The 18497-nt window shown below is 43.2% G+C and carries 13 protein-coding genes; 2 read left to right on the top strand and 11 right to left on the bottom strand.

All coding sequences use genetic code 11. The features are described from left to right. Window positions 1-42 precede the first annotated feature (42 nt). The 3 genes from FHW89_RS25500 to ggt form a co-directional block, all read right to left on the bottom strand. On the bottom strand, window positions 43-543 hold the full coding sequence (locus FHW89_RS25500; protein ID WP_172337885.1) for an FKBP-type peptidyl-prolyl cis-trans isomerase: 501 nt from the start codon (window positions 541-543) through the stop codon (window positions 43-45). 151 nt (window positions 544-694) lie between these two features. Further along, on the bottom strand, window positions 695-1126 hold the full coding sequence (locus FHW89_RS25495; RefSeq protein ID WP_172337954.1) for a MarR family transcriptional regulator: 432 nt from the start codon (window positions 1124-1126) through the stop codon (window positions 695-697). Window positions 1127-1263: 137 nt separating this feature from the next. Then, window positions 1264-2976 carry a gamma-glutamyltransferase gene (ggt, locus tag FHW89_RS25490; protein ID WP_172337884.1) on the bottom strand — a complete coding sequence of 571 codons (1713 nt, stop codon included), beginning with the start codon at window positions 2974-2976 and terminating at the stop codon, window positions 1264-1266. Window positions 2977-3218: 242 nt separating this feature from the next. Between ggt and FHW89_RS25485 the strand changes: the two genes are divergently transcribed. Then, complete coding sequence (locus FHW89_RS25485; protein WP_172337883.1) at window positions 3219-3713, top strand: hypothetical protein; 495 nt, start codon at window positions 3219-3221, stop codon at window positions 3711-3713. Window positions 3714-3788: 75 nt separating this feature from the next. Here FHW89_RS25485 and FHW89_RS25480 read toward each other — a convergent pair whose 3' ends face one another. After that, the gene (locus tag FHW89_RS25480) at window positions 3789-7532 is read right to left on the bottom strand and encodes a S8 family serine peptidase (RefSeq protein ID WP_172337882.1); all 3744 of its coding nucleotides are present in this window, start codon (window positions 7530-7532) and stop codon (window positions 3789-3791) included. Between the two features lie 393 nt (window positions 7533-7925). Beyond that, on the bottom strand, window positions 7926-9575 hold the full coding sequence (locus tag FHW89_RS25475) for an NAD+ synthase (RefSeq protein WP_172337881.1): 1650 nt from the start codon (window positions 9573-9575) through the stop codon (window positions 7926-7928). A gap of 137 nt (window positions 9576-9712) precedes the next feature. On the opposite strand from FHW89_RS25475, the gene gldB reads away from it, so the two are divergent. Then, window positions 9713-10750, top strand: coding sequence for a gliding motility lipoprotein GldB (gldB, locus tag FHW89_RS25470; protein WP_172337880.1), 1038 nt, complete (start codon window positions 9713-9715; stop codon window positions 10748-10750). Between the two features lie 267 nt (window positions 10751-11017). Here the strand turns inward: gldB and FHW89_RS25465 are convergent, their stop codons facing one another. The 6 genes from FHW89_RS25465 to FHW89_RS25440 all read right to left on the bottom strand — a co-directional run bounded on the left by FHW89_RS25465 (window position 11018) and on the right by FHW89_RS25440 (window position 18351). Beyond that, on the bottom strand, window positions 11018-11212 hold the full coding sequence (locus FHW89_RS25465; RefSeq protein WP_172337879.1) for a hypothetical protein: 195 nt from the start codon (window positions 11210-11212) through the stop codon (window positions 11018-11020). A 59-nt stretch (window positions 11213-11271) separates the two neighbouring features. After that, entirely contained in the window at window positions 11272-11541 is a 270-nt protein-coding gene (locus tag FHW89_RS25460; RefSeq protein WP_172337878.1) for a hypothetical protein, read from the bottom strand. Between the two features lie 126 nt (window positions 11542-11667). Further along, a complete protein-coding gene (locus FHW89_RS25455) occupies window positions 11668-12141 on the bottom strand; it encodes a DUF4349 domain-containing protein (RefSeq protein WP_172337877.1) in 474 nt (157 codons plus the stop codon). Window positions 12142-12355: 214 nt separating this feature from the next. Beyond that, a complete protein-coding gene (gene odhB, locus FHW89_RS25450) occupies window positions 12356-13939 on the bottom strand; it encodes a 2-oxoglutarate dehydrogenase complex dihydrolipoyllysine-residue succinyltransferase (RefSeq protein WP_172337876.1) in 1584 nt (527 codons plus the stop codon). A gap of 113 nt (window positions 13940-14052) precedes the next feature. After that, window positions 14053-16872 (bottom strand): 2-oxoglutarate dehydrogenase E1 component, encoded by a 2820-nt coding sequence (locus tag FHW89_RS25445; protein ID WP_172337875.1) that lies wholly within the window; start codon window positions 16870-16872, stop codon window positions 14053-14055. A 168-nt stretch (window positions 16873-17040) separates the two neighbouring features. Further along, on the bottom strand, window positions 17041-18351 hold the full coding sequence (locus FHW89_RS25440; protein ID WP_172337874.1) for a DASH family cryptochrome: 1311 nt from the start codon (window positions 18349-18351) through the stop codon (window positions 17041-17043). Window positions 18352-18497 lie beyond the last annotated feature (146 nt).

Here is an 18497-nt window from a genome sequence, read left to right as displayed (position 1 = left end):
TCGGGCTCAATTGCATTTCCACCCCTTTAGTTCTTTTTAATCTTAATTGATCACGTTATACAACTGTATATCAAAATCAAGCACCGAATTTGCCGGCAAATGTAGTGAATCCTGCGGATAAGGTCCATAAGCATATCTCGATGGTATAAACAACCTTATTTTACCATTCTTTTTCATCAGCGGTATACCTAATTGCCAGCCCCTGATCACATCGCTCAACCTGTATGAGGGATGAAATTCATTGGTCTGCGCTATTACTGTCTGTGATGTCAGTATCCGCCCGGTATACCCAACGGTAACCTGAGTTGAACTGGTGAATAGATCATTTCCTACGCCTTCCTCACCCGGCTTAATAAGATAATAAACCCCCGAAGTATCATTATCCGTACGCTTGGCGGTAAGGTTATTCGCTTTCAAATAATCCTGTATCAATTTATCATCGATAGCTTTCTGCTCATCATAATGAATCAAAGGATCGGTGGTCTTTTTGCACGCGCCAAAACCAATAACAATAACAAATAAAGCTAACAGCGTCCTGTTCATTTTTCAAAAGGCAAATTTATTCTTTTATAATAGAAAAACGGCAGCTTAACACTTTTTAACAATTAATAGGTCCATAAGCACACCATCGCCCTATACTTAAGGCTTAATTTTTGAATAAAACGTTCAATTTAAGGTAAAAGTGTGGATGTAATTATGGTTTATAGTTCAGCGTAAGCTTGTTGATCTTCTTCAGCATTTCGGTGAGGTATTGCTTATCGGCCTCGCTGATGTGAGAATCGAGATAATTATTAAATTGCTTTACTATAGCACGAGCCTGGTGACGTTTTTCTTTTCCAAGTTCAGTTAAATATATTTTAACAGAACGTTTATCACCCTGGTTTGATTCGCGGTATATCAACCCTGTTTTTTCCAGCTGACTAAGCATCCTGGATAAACTGGTTGATTTAAGACCAAGCAAAGCCGCAGCCTGCGAAACGGTAGTACCTTCCTTTTCGTCAATATTGATCAATAAGTAGCCAATAGACTGGGTAATACCAAATTCCGTAACCAACTGGTTATACCGGTTGGCAACTGTTTGCCATACTATCTTTAAAAAATAGTCAATCGTTTCCTGATGTTTAATGCTGTTTTGCATGCATACCAAACGTAAGAAATGCTTGTTGATTAAGCAAATTTAAGTTGGCAGTTTTAAGTTAGCAGTAAACAGTATTTGTAACTATAAAACTAATTCATGCAAACTGCCCACTAATAACTGCAAACTCAGTAACCCAGCTTTGTATCATCTCCGCGTGGGTCTGCCCCTCCCTGGTAACCTTGCGTGGTTTTCAAAATGGCGTCAACCCGGCCAATACCGCGTCTGTTGTTTATTTTATATCCTTTGCTTTGCAATTTTATTGTGGTCAAGCTATCCAATGCTCCCTTTTCGGCAGCTATTTCATCAGGCAACCATTGGTGATGAAAACGTTTGGATGCTACCGCCTGCTGCATATCCTGACCAAATTCGATTACATTAATGATGGTTTGAAAAACCGAAGTTATAATAGTTGAACCTCCGGGAGTGCCCACTACCATAAATAATTTACCGTCCTTTTCAACAATAGTGGGTGTCATTGATGATAGCATACGTTTGCCCGGTTGTATACTGTTAGCCTTCCCGCCTACCAATCCGTACATATTGGGCACGCCTGGTTTCGAACTAAAATCGTCCATTTCATTGTTTAGTAAAAAGCCGGCTCCTTTCACAAATATTTTGGAACCATAGCTATCATTTAAGGTTGTAGTGATGGATACCGCATTACCTTCATGGTCAACAATGGAATAATGGGTGGTTTGATCGCTTTCATAACCAGCAAAAGTGCCTGGCTGTATACTGCTGCTCGGCGTGGCCGCATCCCAGCTAAAATTGCTCATGCGCGATGATATATAAGCGGGTTTCAGCAAACTGTCAACAGGTACTTTGTAAAAATCAGGATCTCCAAAGTATTTCGAACGGTCGGCATATACCCGGCGTTCGGCTTCAACAATCAATCTTACGGTTGAATCCTGATTATAGCCCCATCTCTTTAAGGGATATTTTTCGACCGATTGCAGCAATTGCAGCAACGCAATGCCTCCGCTTGATGGTGGTGGCATGGTAATAATTTTATATCCCTTATAGTTTCCAATAACGGCCTTGCGCCAAACAGAATGATAATTTTGCAGGTCGGCTTTGGATATCAGGCCGTCGCCGGTCTTTATTTCAGCAACTATCTGGTCGGCAACTATGCCGTCATAAAATCCTTCGCGACCCTTATCGCGTATTTGCTCCAGGGTTTTAGCCAGATCCTCCTGTACCAGGATATCGCCCTCATGCCATTCGGCATCCTTTATTAAATAAGTTTTGCCGGGGTTTAATTTTTCGATCTGCGCTTTTAGATGGTTCAATTCATATGCAAAGGGTTTGGTTATTTTAAAGCCGTTGCGAGCCAGGTCGATGGCGGGTTGTACCAGATCGGCCCATTTGATTTTACCATACTTTTGATGAGCCTGTACCATACCATCAACTGAGCCGGGTACACCAGATGCCTTGTGCGTGTACAGGCTCATATTGGGTATCACATTACCTGCCGCGTCAAGATACATATTGGCACTAGCCCCGGCCGGGCCTTTTTCTCTAAAATCAAGGGTGTTGGTTTCGCCGGTTTTGGAGCGATATACCATAAAACCTCCCCCACCTATATTACCTGCATCAGGATAGCTAACGGCCAGGGCAAACTGCACAGCTACTGCAGCGTCAACGGCGTTACCACCTTTTTTGAGTATATCAATCCCAACTTTTGCCGCATCCGGGTACGCGCACACCACCATGCCATTATAATATCCCCCCCGGGTATTGGTTACCAGCCGTTTTTGTACGCATCCTAATGGCACAAAAAACAACGCCGCCAAAATCATGCTGAAGCTTATTCTATTATTTAGGTTTATATTATTCATTTTATCATGGTGAGATATTTCACTAAAATAATCCATTTGCGGGTATAATACCATTCTTGAGTAATCAATATTTAACACTGATTTTCAGCCTGATAAAATTTAACGGATACAGTTTTTTAATAAAAATGCCATAAAATTTTAAATCTGCCGTTTATTTGCAGGATATGTGCGAGTTGAACCGCCTCAACAAACAGGACGTTTTTCAAGCACAATAAGCAAATTCATTAACTTAAAATCACTTCATGAAAAAATTAGCTTACATTTTATTTTTCTCAGTTTCGTTCTTATTAATAGGAAAACGTTCACAGGCACAGGATTACAAAACAGCGGTTGGGTTAAAATTTGGCGCTTACGAAGTAGGTCCATCTATAAAATATTTTATGGATAATAGCGCAGCACTGGAGGGTATTATCGGTATACGTGACCATGGTGTGGTAGTAACGGGATTATATGAATTACATTCGCAGGCCTTTGGTGTTGATAAGCTTAATTTTTACTATGGCTTTGGTGGCCACCTGGGATCGGTAGGCAGCGGCTATTACAAACGCATAGGCGGCGATGATGAATACTATAATGGCAAACATATTTTGATTGGTGCCGATGCAACACTCGGCCTTGAATACAAAATACCAACCGCCCCTATTGCCATCAGTCTCGATCTTAACCCACGCCTTGAACTGGCCCGGGGTCCATTTTTTGATATAGCGCCAGGGCTGGGATTAAAATATACTTTTTAAAATAGCCAAAAGGGCATTTAAATAAAAAGCCTCCTGTACAGGAGGCTTTTTATTTTGTTGTTAAACCTGTAATGATTATCTGCCAATTATAATTTTACGGGCATATATCTTTTGCCCCAGCAGTACTTTTACTATGTAAATGCCCGGTATCTGTTTTGAAACATCAATCACTTTACTGAAATTCCCTTGTGGTATAGATCGTGCATCAAGATATACCATTTGCCCAACCGGGTTGATCAATGATAATTTAAGATCGGCAGCGTTTTTTGACGAGAAAATCACGTTAAGCTGCGTGCTTGCCGGCACAGGAAATACAGATAAACCAATTTCTGTAGCATCATCGGGCTTTTCAACGGTACGTGCATAGGTATAAATATCAGACATCGCCACACATCCACCTGATAAAGTATCCGCCACCTGATAGTCGCCACTTTGCAATGGGTCGTAGGTTTTTCCTTTAGCTCCAATTATCGCTTTACCGTTTAAAAACCACTGATTCCCTGTGGCAAAATTTGAATTTAACGTATTATTGGTTTGTGTTATAACCGGTTTGGAGAAACTAACAGGCTGCCGGGCTGCCGATTTACAGCCGAGGCTTTGCACCTTAACATCATAAAAATAATAATAGAAGTTTTTATAATAATTGGCATCTGGCGGCCCATCTGGTGTGGCATTATTACCGGTAATACTAAATATATTCCCTATACTGAAAGGGTAGCCTTGCACCCCTCCATTGCTCCTGTAAATAGTAGCCGTGGCATCAAACGCAGCCGATATGGTATAATCGCCGGCTGCGGGCAGTTCCAGGTTAAGGTCATATACTTTTCCCTGGTCATTGGGGTCATCCGCTTGTTCACCTGGTTGGGGGGTAGTTCGGGTAGCCTGCGCATCAATAGTTGTGGTTGATACTGTTTGTCCGTTACTGTTATTTACATTGAATGTTATTTTTCCGGAGTTGCCAATGTATAAACGAGCGCTTTGAATAACCATGGGTACCTTGGTATTCACTGTCATTCCCGGGGTAAACTGGTTATAGCCACCTGCAGTAAAAACGCTTTTGGTAGCAGGCCCTACAGAGCCTTTAAAATCATTTATACCTGCATAGTATGTATTGTTTACCGGTGGTTGCGCAGTAATAGCGGCGGAACCATACGCTATCGGTATAACATCATTTATATTTTGATACCAAAGTAAAGTACCATCACCAGAGCCGGATAACAAATACTGCTTACTATCGGTACAGTAATAAGCACTAAGATTACCAATTACCGCGGGGGTATTGATGGCTACAGTAGCGGTTATCGTATTGTTGGCCACAACCGGATCATTGGCCAGGTTACTTGTGGCGGTTATGGTATAAGTAGCACCCGCTACAGCGTTAAACTGCTGACTAAAGGTAAAATTGTCTTCAACCAAGGGCTGTAATGTTGCTGTATAGGTTTCGGTATAGGTGGTTTTGGTATTATCCGGTGCAGTAATGGTAACCGTAACCGGAATATTGGAGATAGACGCGCTTCCAAAATTCTTAAGCCTGATGGTAACAGGCGAACTTGCCGAACATGAACCGCTTGAGCCCGGGTTAACGATAGCCACTACACCCGCGTCAATACTGGTTTGTAAAAATTGTACCCGGTAATCTTGTGTTTCGCCTTTGGCATAGCTGCCACAAGCTTTGATGGTGGCGGTATCACTTGTTTCGGTTAGTACTACACGCATCAGGCTATAATTACCTGGTATTACAGATCCAGGCACCTTAATATTACCGCTAAACGTTCCAGTGCTACTAATCACAGCGGTAGTGGCAGCCAATTCATTCGCATCAAAAACACCATTGCCGTTCCAATCCACAAATACTTTAGCGGCTTTATTAAAATTACCGCCGCAGGTGCCCAAAGTAATGTTCAAGGGATAGGTTTTTGCCTGCTCTAACTGAACGGTTAAATTGGTATAGTCTGAATAACTTTTGCAACCGGTGGCAGGAGTATTATTGATATTTGACAGCTTCAAATTATCAATACGCGAATCAGCATTAGACAGTGGAGCCGATGCGCAATAGGCCGTGCCACCGGCACCGGTAACTATAAGTGAATAAGCCTGCGGCCCTTGTTTCAGCGTACCTTTGTGCGATACGGTGATGGTATAACTCTTTCCGGGTGTGGTATTGGTGATATAAACCTGCTCTATATTATCCCTGATATTGTCGCCGGTAGTAGCGGGTGAGGCAGGCGCATCCGGGTTGAGTACCCAGGCATTGTAGGTATTTGTACCATCGCTGATTTTGATATCAAGGTCGTTGATGAGTTTTGGCGTACGGCTATTGATAGTTCCATCGGCACTGGGTGTCCCTTCAGGATCTGTCCATGATATGGTAGCCGCCAAAACATCATTACCCGAGGCTACCACATGAAATGTTTGAGTTTGCCCTTGTTGCAGGGAATTTTCGCTAATGAGGCTCTTAGTCCCGTTATCAGTTATAGCCTGGGCCGCTTTTTTCATATCCAGCACACCCCAACCGTAAATATAATCGGGACCTACGTTACCGGCATCAAAAGCGGTTTGGCACACCAATCCTTTTAACGTGGCCGCCTTCATGAAGGAGCCATTATTTTTTTGCGCGTAATATTCCTGCAACAGATACAAGGAACCGGTAATATTGGGAGCCGCCATAGATGTGCCGGAAAGTGTAAGGTATGCAGTAGGATTAGCTACACCTACGGATAATACATTTACCCCATTACCCACAATATCAGGTTTGATACGGCCATCATCCGTTGGGCCCCAGCTGCTAAAAAAAGCGCTGCTGATATCTTGCCGGCTACTTGGCCCATATGGTAACGGGTTTATAGCGCCCACTGTTAATATATTTTTAGCGTTGCCGGTGGTGCTGATAATATCATAACCATTATTATTGCTGATACCTGCTGGCCGCGGCCCTTTATCAACCAGGGTTTGGTCGGTTTTGCTTTTGTAGCCATAGTAATCAGCGCCCACAGCAGGGCCATTGCTTGAGCGGGCGTTACCGGCCGATTCCACAATGAGATAGTAGGGCGCATTATAGGCTATTCTGTCCCATGATTGGGCGCGGGTGTCATAAAAGCCAAAAGTATAATCAACCGAATCACCGGGCAAACCATACCATTCCCAGCGGTTACTGGCATCATTAAAATTCCAGCCCGCTTCATCCCCATAGGAATGGTTGGATAATAATAAACCCGATGCTGCCGCGCTCATTTCGGCTACGTCATTATTGTAATCATATGATTGCAGGGTGGGTGTATTAAAGGCCATACCTTTGGCCGGGGCATAAACTCCCCTGGCAATCATAGTACCCGCCACGTGAGTGGTATGATCAAGTACCGATGAACCATCCTTAATAGTGATACTTTTACCGGCAAATTCCTGATGGGCGGTGTATACAGAGCCGCCATCCCAAATGGCCAGCTTATTATTCAAAAAGGTACTGGAACCCGACAAACTAAGCCCGAGCGAACCACCAGGCTGTACGGCATTGGTACCCGTTGTAGCCGCCGATGTAGTATTGTTATGCGTAATGAGATAAACAGGAAAACCTAAAGCATTAACACCTTGTAATGATACCAGGTTACCATTTCTGGTACGGCGCTGTACCTGCCAACCCTTACTTGCCGCTAATGATAAGGCCCGTTGATGACTGGCGTCATAACTGCTGCGTAATTGGCTTGAAAAGCGGGACAATTCGGCACGCTTAGCATCAGTTACTAATACTTGTTGGGCGAAAGTCCGGGCTGTTGCACACAGCAATAAAAGACATATACAAATTGCTGTGTAAGATTTATTCATCGATCTGAGATATAGGCGTTTTTACAGCCCTAAATCTATAAATATTCCCTTAGTTATTAAAGCTCAACTACTAAAGAGTATTAAATATCTGTATATAACAAAAGCTATGGAAACTTAATAATATACTTTGATGATCGGCAGGGCGAGTACTGTCTGCTACATCTGCTTTCGCCGAACCCACTTGTTAGGATCACTGATGATATGTTAACCGCAAATTGATTTATGGTTTTGGCTTATGGATGGCCAAATTGACAAAAAAGTGGGTTTACATGGTTTACACTTTTCAGGGTTAACATCAATTTAAACAATTGATTATCAATTGTTTAAATTTTATTTACTCAAAAAAGTGTAAACCCACTTTTGTAACAAAATGGCATGCTTTTCTAAGGATGATTATGACAGATACTTACCTACAATAGGCATCCTGCGGCCCATACCAAATGCTTTTGGCGATACTCGGAGTATAGGTGGTGTTTGATAACGTTTGTGCTCGGCCAGGTTAGTTAGCCTGATCACCCGGCGAACAGTAGCTTCGTCATAACCCATTTTGATGATATCGCTTGATGAACGGCGATTCTCGATGTACTCGGCCAGGATCTTGTCCAGAATATCATATTCAGGTAACGAGTCGGTATCTTTTTGATCGGGTCTGAGTTCTGCCGATGGTGGTTTGATGATAGAATTGATGGGGATAATTTCCTGGTTACGATTGATGTAACGGGCAAGCTCAAAAACCTGTGTTTTGTAAACATCACCAATTACCGATATCCCACCGCACATATCACCATATAAAGTGCCGTAACCTACAGCGGCTTCGCTTTTATTACTGGTGTTTAATAAGATATAGCCAAACTTATTGCACATAGCCATCAGCAATATGGCACGGCTGCGCGATTGAATATTCTCTTCGGCTATATTGAATGGCAGGTTATTGAACTGCGGATGTAACGCAGTTTCAATGGCTTCGGTGATGTTTTTGATCGGCACCAATTCGCTTTTACAACCCAGGTTGTTCACCAGGTCTTCGGCATCTTTTAAGGAGTGATCGGTAGAAAAACGCGAAGGCAGCAATACCGCCATCACATTTTCCGCACCCAAAGCTTCAGCAGCCAACGCGCACACTACTGCCGAATCGATACCACCAGACAAACCAAGAATAGCCTGCTTAAAGCCCGATTTATGAAAATAATCGCGGATACCTAATATAATGGCCTGGTGTATTTGATCAATATCAGCAGGGCGTTCGGCTTTCAGCGTTGAAGGGTGATCAAAGCTTAGTGAGCCGTCGTTATTTAAGGTATAGTAAGCCAGGTTCTCTTCAAAATACGGCATTTCGTCTATCAGCTTACCGGTATTATCAAAAATCAGCGATCCGCCGTCAAATATGAGTTCCGTTTGCGCGCCAATCTGGTTTACATACAACAGGGGTAACCGATAACGACTGGCATTATCACTCAAAATAGCAATGCGCTCTTCGTCATGATTATAAGAAAATGGCGATGCCGCAATATTGATCATTACATCGGGCTGCTGATGGATGAGGCTATCCATTGGCCGGGTGATATATAGCGGATTTTCGATGGTATTCCACAGATCCTCGCAAATGGTCAGCGCTATTTTTTTGCCTTTAAATTCAATGCAGTTAAACTCCGTGGAAGGTTCAAAATAACGATACTCGTCAAATACATCATAGTTAGGCAGCAGTGCTTTATTCACTACAGCCTTTACCTGGCCGTTCTCGATGAAGTAGGCAGAGTTATTCAGATCTTTCCCTTCGTCTTTATGATTATAGGTTGGTAAACCTATGATGCAGGCTATGTCGGTACAAACCGCGGCTATCTTTCTGGCAGAATCTTCGCACAGGTCAATAAATTCATCAAACTCCAAAAAATCACGTGAGGGATAGCCCGAAACGCACAATTCGGCAAACACCACCAGATCGGCACCGTTTTGTTTGGCCTTTTGTATATGGTTGATAATTTTGGCTGTGTTCGATTCGAAATTACCTATATGATAGTTAAGCTGGGCTAATGCGATTTTCATCAATTATATTTATTTTTTTTGGTGATGAAGCTATCGTGAGTTGTATTTATTTTTTTATTAGCAACTCCCGATGGATTCATAGACTGTATAGTAACGTATTAATGCAAATAAAAATTATTTTTGCTCAAAGGATAAAGATGATAAACCCCCGGCTCAAAGCAAAGCAAATTTACTTAATTTTTTCCATCGCCCTGATATTCGCGTCATGCGGGCGCAACAAAAAGGTTGATGTAAGCAATATTCCGGTAGAAGTTAAAGTAGAACGTTTTGACCAGGATTTTGATGCCATGCGTACCAAACCCATGAGCACCCAGGCTATATTCCTGCAACAAAAATATGGCACCTTTTACCAGGACTTTATCAGTCGTATATTACAGGCAGGTGTTACCACAGATACGGCCTATTTTAAAACCCTCCACGAAGTTTTTAAAGGCAAAGCATACATCGACCTGAAACACGACGTAGATGCCGCCTACCCCAATATGGATGCGCAGAATGCCAGCCTTACACAGGCTTTTAAATACATCAAATACTACTATCCGCAAAAAAGGCTGCCCAAGGTTTATGCTTATTTTTCGGGTTTCCAGGCGCAAACCTCTATTGGCGATGGCTATTTTGCCGTTGGGCTCGATCTGTTCCTGGGTGCCGATTCGCGGTTTTACCCTGCGCTTACCAATGCCTTCCCGCATTATTTATCGAGGCATTTTACGCCCGAAAATATTACACCGCGCGTGGTTGAAGGTATTGCCCGCGAAGATATGTTCCCGGAAGATGACAACAACAAATCGATGCTGGAGAAAATGGTATACAATGGCAAGATCATGTACTTTATGGATCAGATATTACCTGATGTTGGCGACACCACCAAAATTGGATATTCCACCCAGCAACTCAAATGGTGCGAGGATTTTAAGGGGAAAATATGGGCATATTTTTTAGAAGAAAACCTGCTTTACGAAACGGATTATCCTAAAATTCAGAAATACTTTACAGAGGCCCCCTTCACTCCCGGCCTTGGTGAAAAAAATGAGTCGGCTCCAAAACTGGCCGTGTGGACCGGCTGGCAGATCGTTAGGGAATACATGGACAAACACCCGGAAATTACCCTGCCACAATTAATGGCCGAAAAGGACGCGCAGAAAATACTGAATCAATCCAAGTACAGGCCTAAGTAAGCCCCCTGGCGTATAAGTATGTCATCCTGAACCTGTTTCAGGATCTCTCAAGACGGCCTGCAGCACGGTGTAATCCTTAATATCGACGGCTTTGCTTGTGGGATCCCGAAATAAATTCGGGATGACCTGATTTATTTTATTCTACAACGGTAGGTGGCCCCGTGAAACGCGTTAACTAAAAACTCTCCCTTCTTCAGGGGGCTGAGCGGCATAAAAAAAAGCGTCACGGAATCCGCGACGCTTTTTACATATCTTATGATCCGCTAATTACTTGATGATCCTGAAAACGGTTCTTAAGCCGATTGCCACACCTACAATAAGTAACAAGTTGGCTATCCATGAAAAATAGGTTGAATTTTCATCACCAGCAAAACGAATGAAAACACCTGTCATGCCGATAACGATAGCTAAAACCAATACTTTATAATGTTGTTCTGAATTAGCGTTTTGTGTAGAATCCATGGTACTTTGTTTAATGTTGGGCAAAAATAGAAATGTTTACGGAATTTACCACCAAATTTTTAGGATTTTATTGCGCCGGGTATCGCAGGATGTTTTCTTCTATAATAACGGATCAACAACCAGGTACTCACACCTCCTAACACGAGAAATACCCATGCATTAGCCAACCCAATAACCAATTCGGCAAAAAGCGACCAACCATAGGTTAAAGCGCCTAAAAACCTCTTATAAACAGGTAATTGATAAGCCGATGGATCATCATTGGCAACAACCTCTTTAACGATGCCATTGTTTTGATAGAAACTCAAGCTTAGGGTACTTAATTTCACAGCCTTATCTATTTTAAGATTGTTTATTTTACTATCAACTAAATCATCTTTAATCGTTAGTGCGGCGGCAGCATCCTCACTGTTTCTGTTCTTCCGGGCAACAAACGCGGCTTTATTATTCTGTTTTTATTTGGACGACAGATATTCAAGTGATTTATCGTCAATATCCATTTTGCTGGAGTTAACATATAACCCTATACGAGCCACCTGAAGTATAAAATCCTCCAGGTGATTGGGAGGAATATTTACAGTCATATCGGCAACGCGGGTAAATGAGGTTATGTGCATAACTGAATCGTTACTTATACGCACATCCTGACTCCGCTCTGTAGTAGCCTGCATTTGATGGTGCATGACTATACCATTATATTTTGTAGTAAGCGCAGCAATATTTTCGACAGTTTGCTGCACATCCTTCACCTTAAATCGCATATCCGCAGTTTTCACCAGCTTCGATGCTTCGGAAGTATCAACAACCGATGATCTGACAGTATCCGCGTTATCAGCCTTTTGATCAGCATTATACCCTGAACCTGAACCCTTACAAGCGCCCAGCAGCAAGACGGCCGCCAATGGCAGCAATAAAATTTTTGTTTTCATGTTGTTGTTAATTTTTTTGGTTACTATTGATACCAAAAAAGGGATTTAGGTAACCCTTAGTGGTCTGAATCAGAATTTATAGAATTTAAGAATTAGCCGAATGATAGGACTGCACTGTTATCTTGTCAATTCTTAAATTCTGTAAATTCTGATTCAGACAAACAAAAAAAGCCCGGCATATACCGGGCCTTTTTAAATATGATTATGGGAATAATTAAACCCCTAATAATAATCTTGCTGGGTCTTCCAGTAATTGTTTTACACGTACCAGGAAGCTTACCGACTCACGACCGTCAATAATACGGTGGTCATAAGATAATGCCAGGTACATCATTGGGCGGATAACTACTTGTCCGTTGATGGCAACCGGGCGCTCAATGATGTTGTGCATACCCAATATAGCCGATTGCGGCGAGTTTAATATCGGGGTTGACATCATTGATCCAAACACACCACCGTTGGTGATGGTGAATGTACCGCCTGTCATTTCCGGAATAGTTAGTTTATTTTCACGGGCTTTGCCGGCCAATACCACAATTTCCTTTTCAATTTCGGCCAGGCTCATGCTATCTGCATTACGGATCACCGGAACTACCAGGCCTTTTGGAGCCGATACAGCGATAGAGATGTCAGCAAAATTGCTATATACTACTTCTTCGCCTTCAATACGGGCGCCAACAGCAGGCCAATCTTTCAAAGCTTCGGTAACCGCTTTGGTAAAGAACGACATGAAACCTAAACCAACGCCATGTTTCTCTTTAAATTTATCTTTGTATTTACCACGCAGTTCCATGATAGGCTGCATATCCACCTCGTTAAAGGTAGTAAGCATGGCCGTCTCATTTTTAACAGCCACCAAACGTTTGGCCACTGTTTTACGCAGTGAGGTCATTTTTTCGCGTTTCTCGCTTCTTTCGCCGGCAACTACTGGTGCAGCAGCAGGAGCCGAAGCAGCAAGTTGGGCAGCAGGTTTTGCCGGTGCAGCTTGCGCGTTTAGGGCATCACCTTTTGTGATACGGCCATCAACACCTGTGCCATTTACACCTTTAGGATCAACACCTTTTTCGGCCAGTATTTTTGCAGCGGCAGGTGAAGGGGTACCAGATGCATAGGTTACCGCGCCATCAGCCGTAGTTGGTGCGCCACCACGTGGCGACTCATCAGTAGCGCTTACAACAGCAGGTGTTACCGGAGTAGTTTGAGCAGCAGCACCCGAACCCTCAATGGTACAAACAACCGCGCCGATAGGCAGTACATCGCCTTCTTTAGCTATAGTTTTTAACACACCGGCTTTTTCGGCGGTTAATTCAAATGTCGCTTTATCTGATTCAAGTTCGGCCAGTGCTTCATCCATTTCCACAGTATCGCCATCCTTTTTGATCCAGCGTGACAAAGTAACTTCTGTTATCGATTCGCCTACAGTAGGCACTTTAATTTCTAAAGATCCACCTGTGGCAGGCGCAGGAGCAGCGGCCACCGGAGCCGGAGCGGGTGCATTAGCCACAACTTCGGGCTGTGGTTGAGCTGCAGGAGCGCTTTCCTTTGCAGGAGCGGCGCCGCCGGCACCTTCTTCAATATTGGCTACAATAGCGCCAATAGCCAAGGTATCACCTTCATTGGCCAATGTTTTTAGGGTTCCTGCTTTTTCGGCAGTCAATTCAAAAGTGGCTTTGTCTGATTCTAATTCGGCAATAACCTCATCCATTTCCACGTGATCGCCATCTTTTTTCTTCCAGCTTGATAGGGTTACTTCTGTTATTGATTCGCCTACCGGCGGAACTTTGATCGCTAAACTCATATTTTAGTTTTGTAGATTTAATATTTTTAGTTGCGGGTTGCCTGTTGCGAGGTTTGTTTAAATAGTTGGTAACTTAACACCCGCACCCCGAAACTCGCCACAGGAAACGGAACTTAATCCGCTCCGGCATCAGCCATTTTTTTTGTTGTCTTTTTTATCGCTTCTTTTACTGCTTTACCGGCAGGTGCTTCAAATGCTTTGGAAACAATATACGCTTGCTGCGCGGCATGTTGTTTAGCAAAACCGGTAGCTGTACTACTGCCCTCGATACGCGAAATTACATTAAGGTTGATCACCTTATCGTTATGGAACTTGCGGCATATATACGGCCATGCACCCATATTTTCGGGTTCTTCCTGTACCCAGATAAACTCGGTGGCTTTATCGTATTTGGCTTTAATTTTTAATATCTGAACAACCGGCGTAGGGTATAATTGTTCTACACGTACGATGGCTACATCCTTGCGTTTGTCTGTCAATTGTTTTTCCTGCAGATCATAGTACACTTTACCGGTGCAAAGTAATACGCGTTTTACTTTTTTAACATCAGCATAAGTATCATCAATCAGTTCATGGAATTTACCATTGGTAAATTCATCAATCGGCGACACGCACTTAGGACTGCGCAGCAAGCTTTTTGGTGTAAAGATGATCAACGGCTTGCGGAAATCGCGGTGCATCTGCCTGCGCAGGATATGGAAGAAGTTGGCCGGTGTAGTGCAATTAGCTACCTGGATATTGTCATCGGCACAAAGCTCCATAAAGCGTTCTACACGCGCTGAGGAGTGCTCAGGACCTTGTCCCTCATAACCATGCGGCAACAGCATAACCAAACCATTACCACGCTGCCATTTAGTTTCGGCACTGGCGATGTACTGGTCAACAATGATCTGCGCGCCGTTGAAGAAGTCGCCAAACTGGGCTTCCCATATGGTTAAGGCATTAGGGTTTGCCAGGGCATAGCCGTATTCAAACCCTAAAACACCGTATTCAGACAACAAAGAGTTAAAGATGCTTAGTTTAGCTTCGGTATCAATAGTAGCCAGCGGAGTGTACTCATCTTCAGAATCAACCAAAGTTAATACTGCATGACGATGAGAGAACGTACCACGTTTAACATCCTCGCCGCTTAACCTTACCGGATAACCGTCTTTTAACAGTGTACCATAAGCCAGCAACTCGGCCATGGCCCAGTCAAATACCTGGGTATTATTTACCATTGAGCGGCGATCTTCAAATAGTTTTTCGATCTTTTTGAAGAAGCTCATATCGGCAGGCAAAGCCGTAATCTTATTACCGATCTCGATGATTTCTTCTTTAGGCACCGATGTATCTACAGCCGATACCAGTTCTTTATGACTGGCTAAGTGCAATCCGCTCCAAGCGCCTTCAAACATGGCGATGGTCTCGGTAAATCTTTCTTCGGCTTTTGATTCATCCAGTTTTTGCTGCAGTTCATCCCGGAAAGTTTTTTCCATTGATTTAAGCAGATTAGCATCAACACTGCCCTCGGCCACTAATTTTTGGTTATAAATGATCAGTGGATTGGGGTGAGCCTCAATAGCTTTGTATAATAATGGCTGGGTGAACTTTGGTTCGTCAGACTCATTATGACCGTAACGACGGTAGCACAGGATATCAATGAACACATCCTCGTTAAATACCTGGCGGTATTCCATAGCCAGATTAACTACGTATGCCAATGCTTCAACGTCGTCTCCATTTACGTGGAAAACTGGTGAAAGTACAGTCTTGGCCACATCAGTACAATAAGTACTTGAACGGGCGTCTTTATAATTGGTGGTAAAACCAATCTGGTTATTGATCACCAGGTGAATGGTACCACCTGTGCGGTAGCCATCCAGTTTTTCCATTTGTAATACTTCGTAAACAATTCCCTGGCCTGCTACCGAAGCATCGCCATGGATCAATATCGGGGCGATCTTATTATGGTCGCCATTATATTTAAAATCGATCTTTGAACGGGTGATACCTTCTACAACCGGGTCAACCGCTTCCAGGTGCGATGGGTTTGGACAAAGACTCAGGTGAACTTTTTTACCGTTGGAGGTAGTCACGTCGGTCGAGAAACCCAGATGATATTTAACGTCGCCACCAAAAGGTGTTTCAGAATCAAAATTTTTACCTTCAAACTCAGAGAATACCTCTTTATAGGTTTTCTCCATGATGTTGGTCAGCACGTTCAACCTGCCGCGGTGAGCCATACCGATGATAAACTCCTCGATACCCAGATCGGCACCTTTGTTTATTACCGAATCCAATGAAGGGATCAGCGCTTCGGCTCCTTCCAGTGAAAAACGTTTCTGGCCCAAAAACTTGGTTCCCAAAAAGTTCTCGAAGGTTACCGCCTCATTGAGCTTGTTCAGCATCAATTTCTTTTCATCAACCGTAAATGAAGGCGTATTGCGGTTGCTCTCCATCCTGTCTTCAAACCATTTTAGTTTGATAGGATTACGGATATATCTGTACTCGGCACCAATGGCACGGCAATAGGTATCTTCCAATAACTGGCGAATATCGCGCAGGGTGGCAGCACCCAAACCAACTTCAACACCGGCATTAAACACGGTATCCATGTCGGCTTCGCTCAGACCAAAAGTCTCCAGTTCTTTACCGGGGAAATAATGACGGCGCTCACGTACCGGGTTTGTTTTGGCAAACAGGTGACCGCGTGAACGGTACCCGTGAATCATATTGAGTACATTGATCTCTTTTAAAAAGTGATCAGGAGTTTTGTCACCTACACTTGGCGCGGTTGTTCCGACAGGGGCTTGTGTATCCTTGCCAAAATCAAAACCTTCAAAAAATTTCTGCCATCCATAATCCACCGATTCGGGATCCTGTTTGTAGCTGTCGTATAGGGTATTAATGTAGTCTGCGTTGCCGCTATTGATATAATTGAGACGATCCATGAGAAACTGATCTTTAAAACGGTACAAAAGTAAGCATATAGGCTTATATACTTCATAATTAATTGTAAAGAAATTTACATATGCCTAATATCTGTGTTATAACGACTAAAATGATATTATGAGATACCGAATTGAGGAAATAGTTTAATAGAAGCAGTGAATATTGAATTATGCCCCTACCAGATCGCCGGCTTCATCAATGGTGGAGTATTGCCAGGTGGTTACAAAATCGCTGTCGGCATCTTTTGGCTGCATGGCTGCTATGGCGTATTTGCTTTCTTTAGCGTCGTTCACCCCGGCAATAAATGCCCAGTTTCCCCAGTTACTGGCAGGTGAATAATCGATCAGTTTTTCTTCAAAATAAACCGCGCCGAGTGTCCAGTTGACTTTAAGATCATGTACAAGATAGGAGGCCACTATCTGGCGGCAATGGTTGCAGATATAACCGGTAGCATTGAGTTCATGCATACAGGCATCAACAAACGGAACGCCGGTATCGCCGTGGGCCCATTTGTTAAATTCAAGCTCGTTAACAGCTATATCAGCTTCATCACTTTCCTCATTTTTGGCTTTGATGAATTTTTGCCCGTGTTTTTTAAACATAAACCGGAAATAGTCGCGCCAAAGCAATTCCAGTTTCAGCATGCTGGCATTTTGCGCGAAGCTATCGCCGCTATGTTTAAATATTTCCCAGTAAACCTGCCTTGGCGATATACAACCTACTGAAAGCCATGGGGATAATTTTGACGAATTATTAGTGCCGCCCTTGGAGCCTTTTGGCTTAACCGCCTGTTCACTTTGCGAAAAATATTGATGCAGCTGCACCAAAGCCGCAGTTTCTCCGCCTTGAAAATAGTTGGTAGCGCGAGGGTCATCAATGGGCTCATCCAGGCCTAATTGCTGCAAAGTTGGCAATTCGCCGGCATCGGTTATTTCGGGAACGATGATCTGCTCAGGCGTAGCTACACATGGGCGTACATTACTATCGCGCTCCACCTTCTTTTTAAACACAGCAAAGCTATCCGGAATATCCTTGATCGGGAATGGCAGATCTTCCTTATGATACAGTGTATGGCCGATAAAATGCTTCAGATTAAGCTTCAGCTTCCACAAAGCGGTTTCTACCTGTTCAGATATCTCGGTTTCCTCATAAGCCACCTCCCGGTGATGATATACTTCGCTTACCTGGTATTGTTCGGCTAATTGTGGCAATATTTCGGCTGGATTGCCTGTCCTGATGATCAATTCGGCTCCATAGCCCTGTAAATTTTTACGCAGATCGGCAACCGCTTCTAACAGGAAGCGAGCCCTGAAATTACCCGTTTTTGAAGCTCCGGATGAGGTATGCTGAAAGTAGTAAGGATCAAAACAATATACGGGCAGCACCTTATCGGCCTTACGTATAGCCTCTAACAAAATTTCGTTATCGTGTATCCGTAAGTCATTTCTGAACCAAACCAATATCGTCTTTTCACTCATCGTTAAACAGGGATTTAACTGAATATATGCAGACCGCAAATTTGCAATTTATTTGTGTCATAAACACACTTTGTTGCAATATTTGACACCGTTTCAACATTTTTTCTGTTTTGCCGACAGTTTTAAATGCTATTTTTTTATAAGCT

This window comes from Mucilaginibacter sp. SG564, from assembly GCF_013149275.1.
Lineage (GTDB): Bacteria > Bacteroidota > Bacteroidia > Sphingobacteriales > Sphingobacteriaceae > Mucilaginibacter.
Note: the sequence above shows the minus strand (reverse complement) of the source record. Positions and strands in the feature narration are given on the sequence as shown.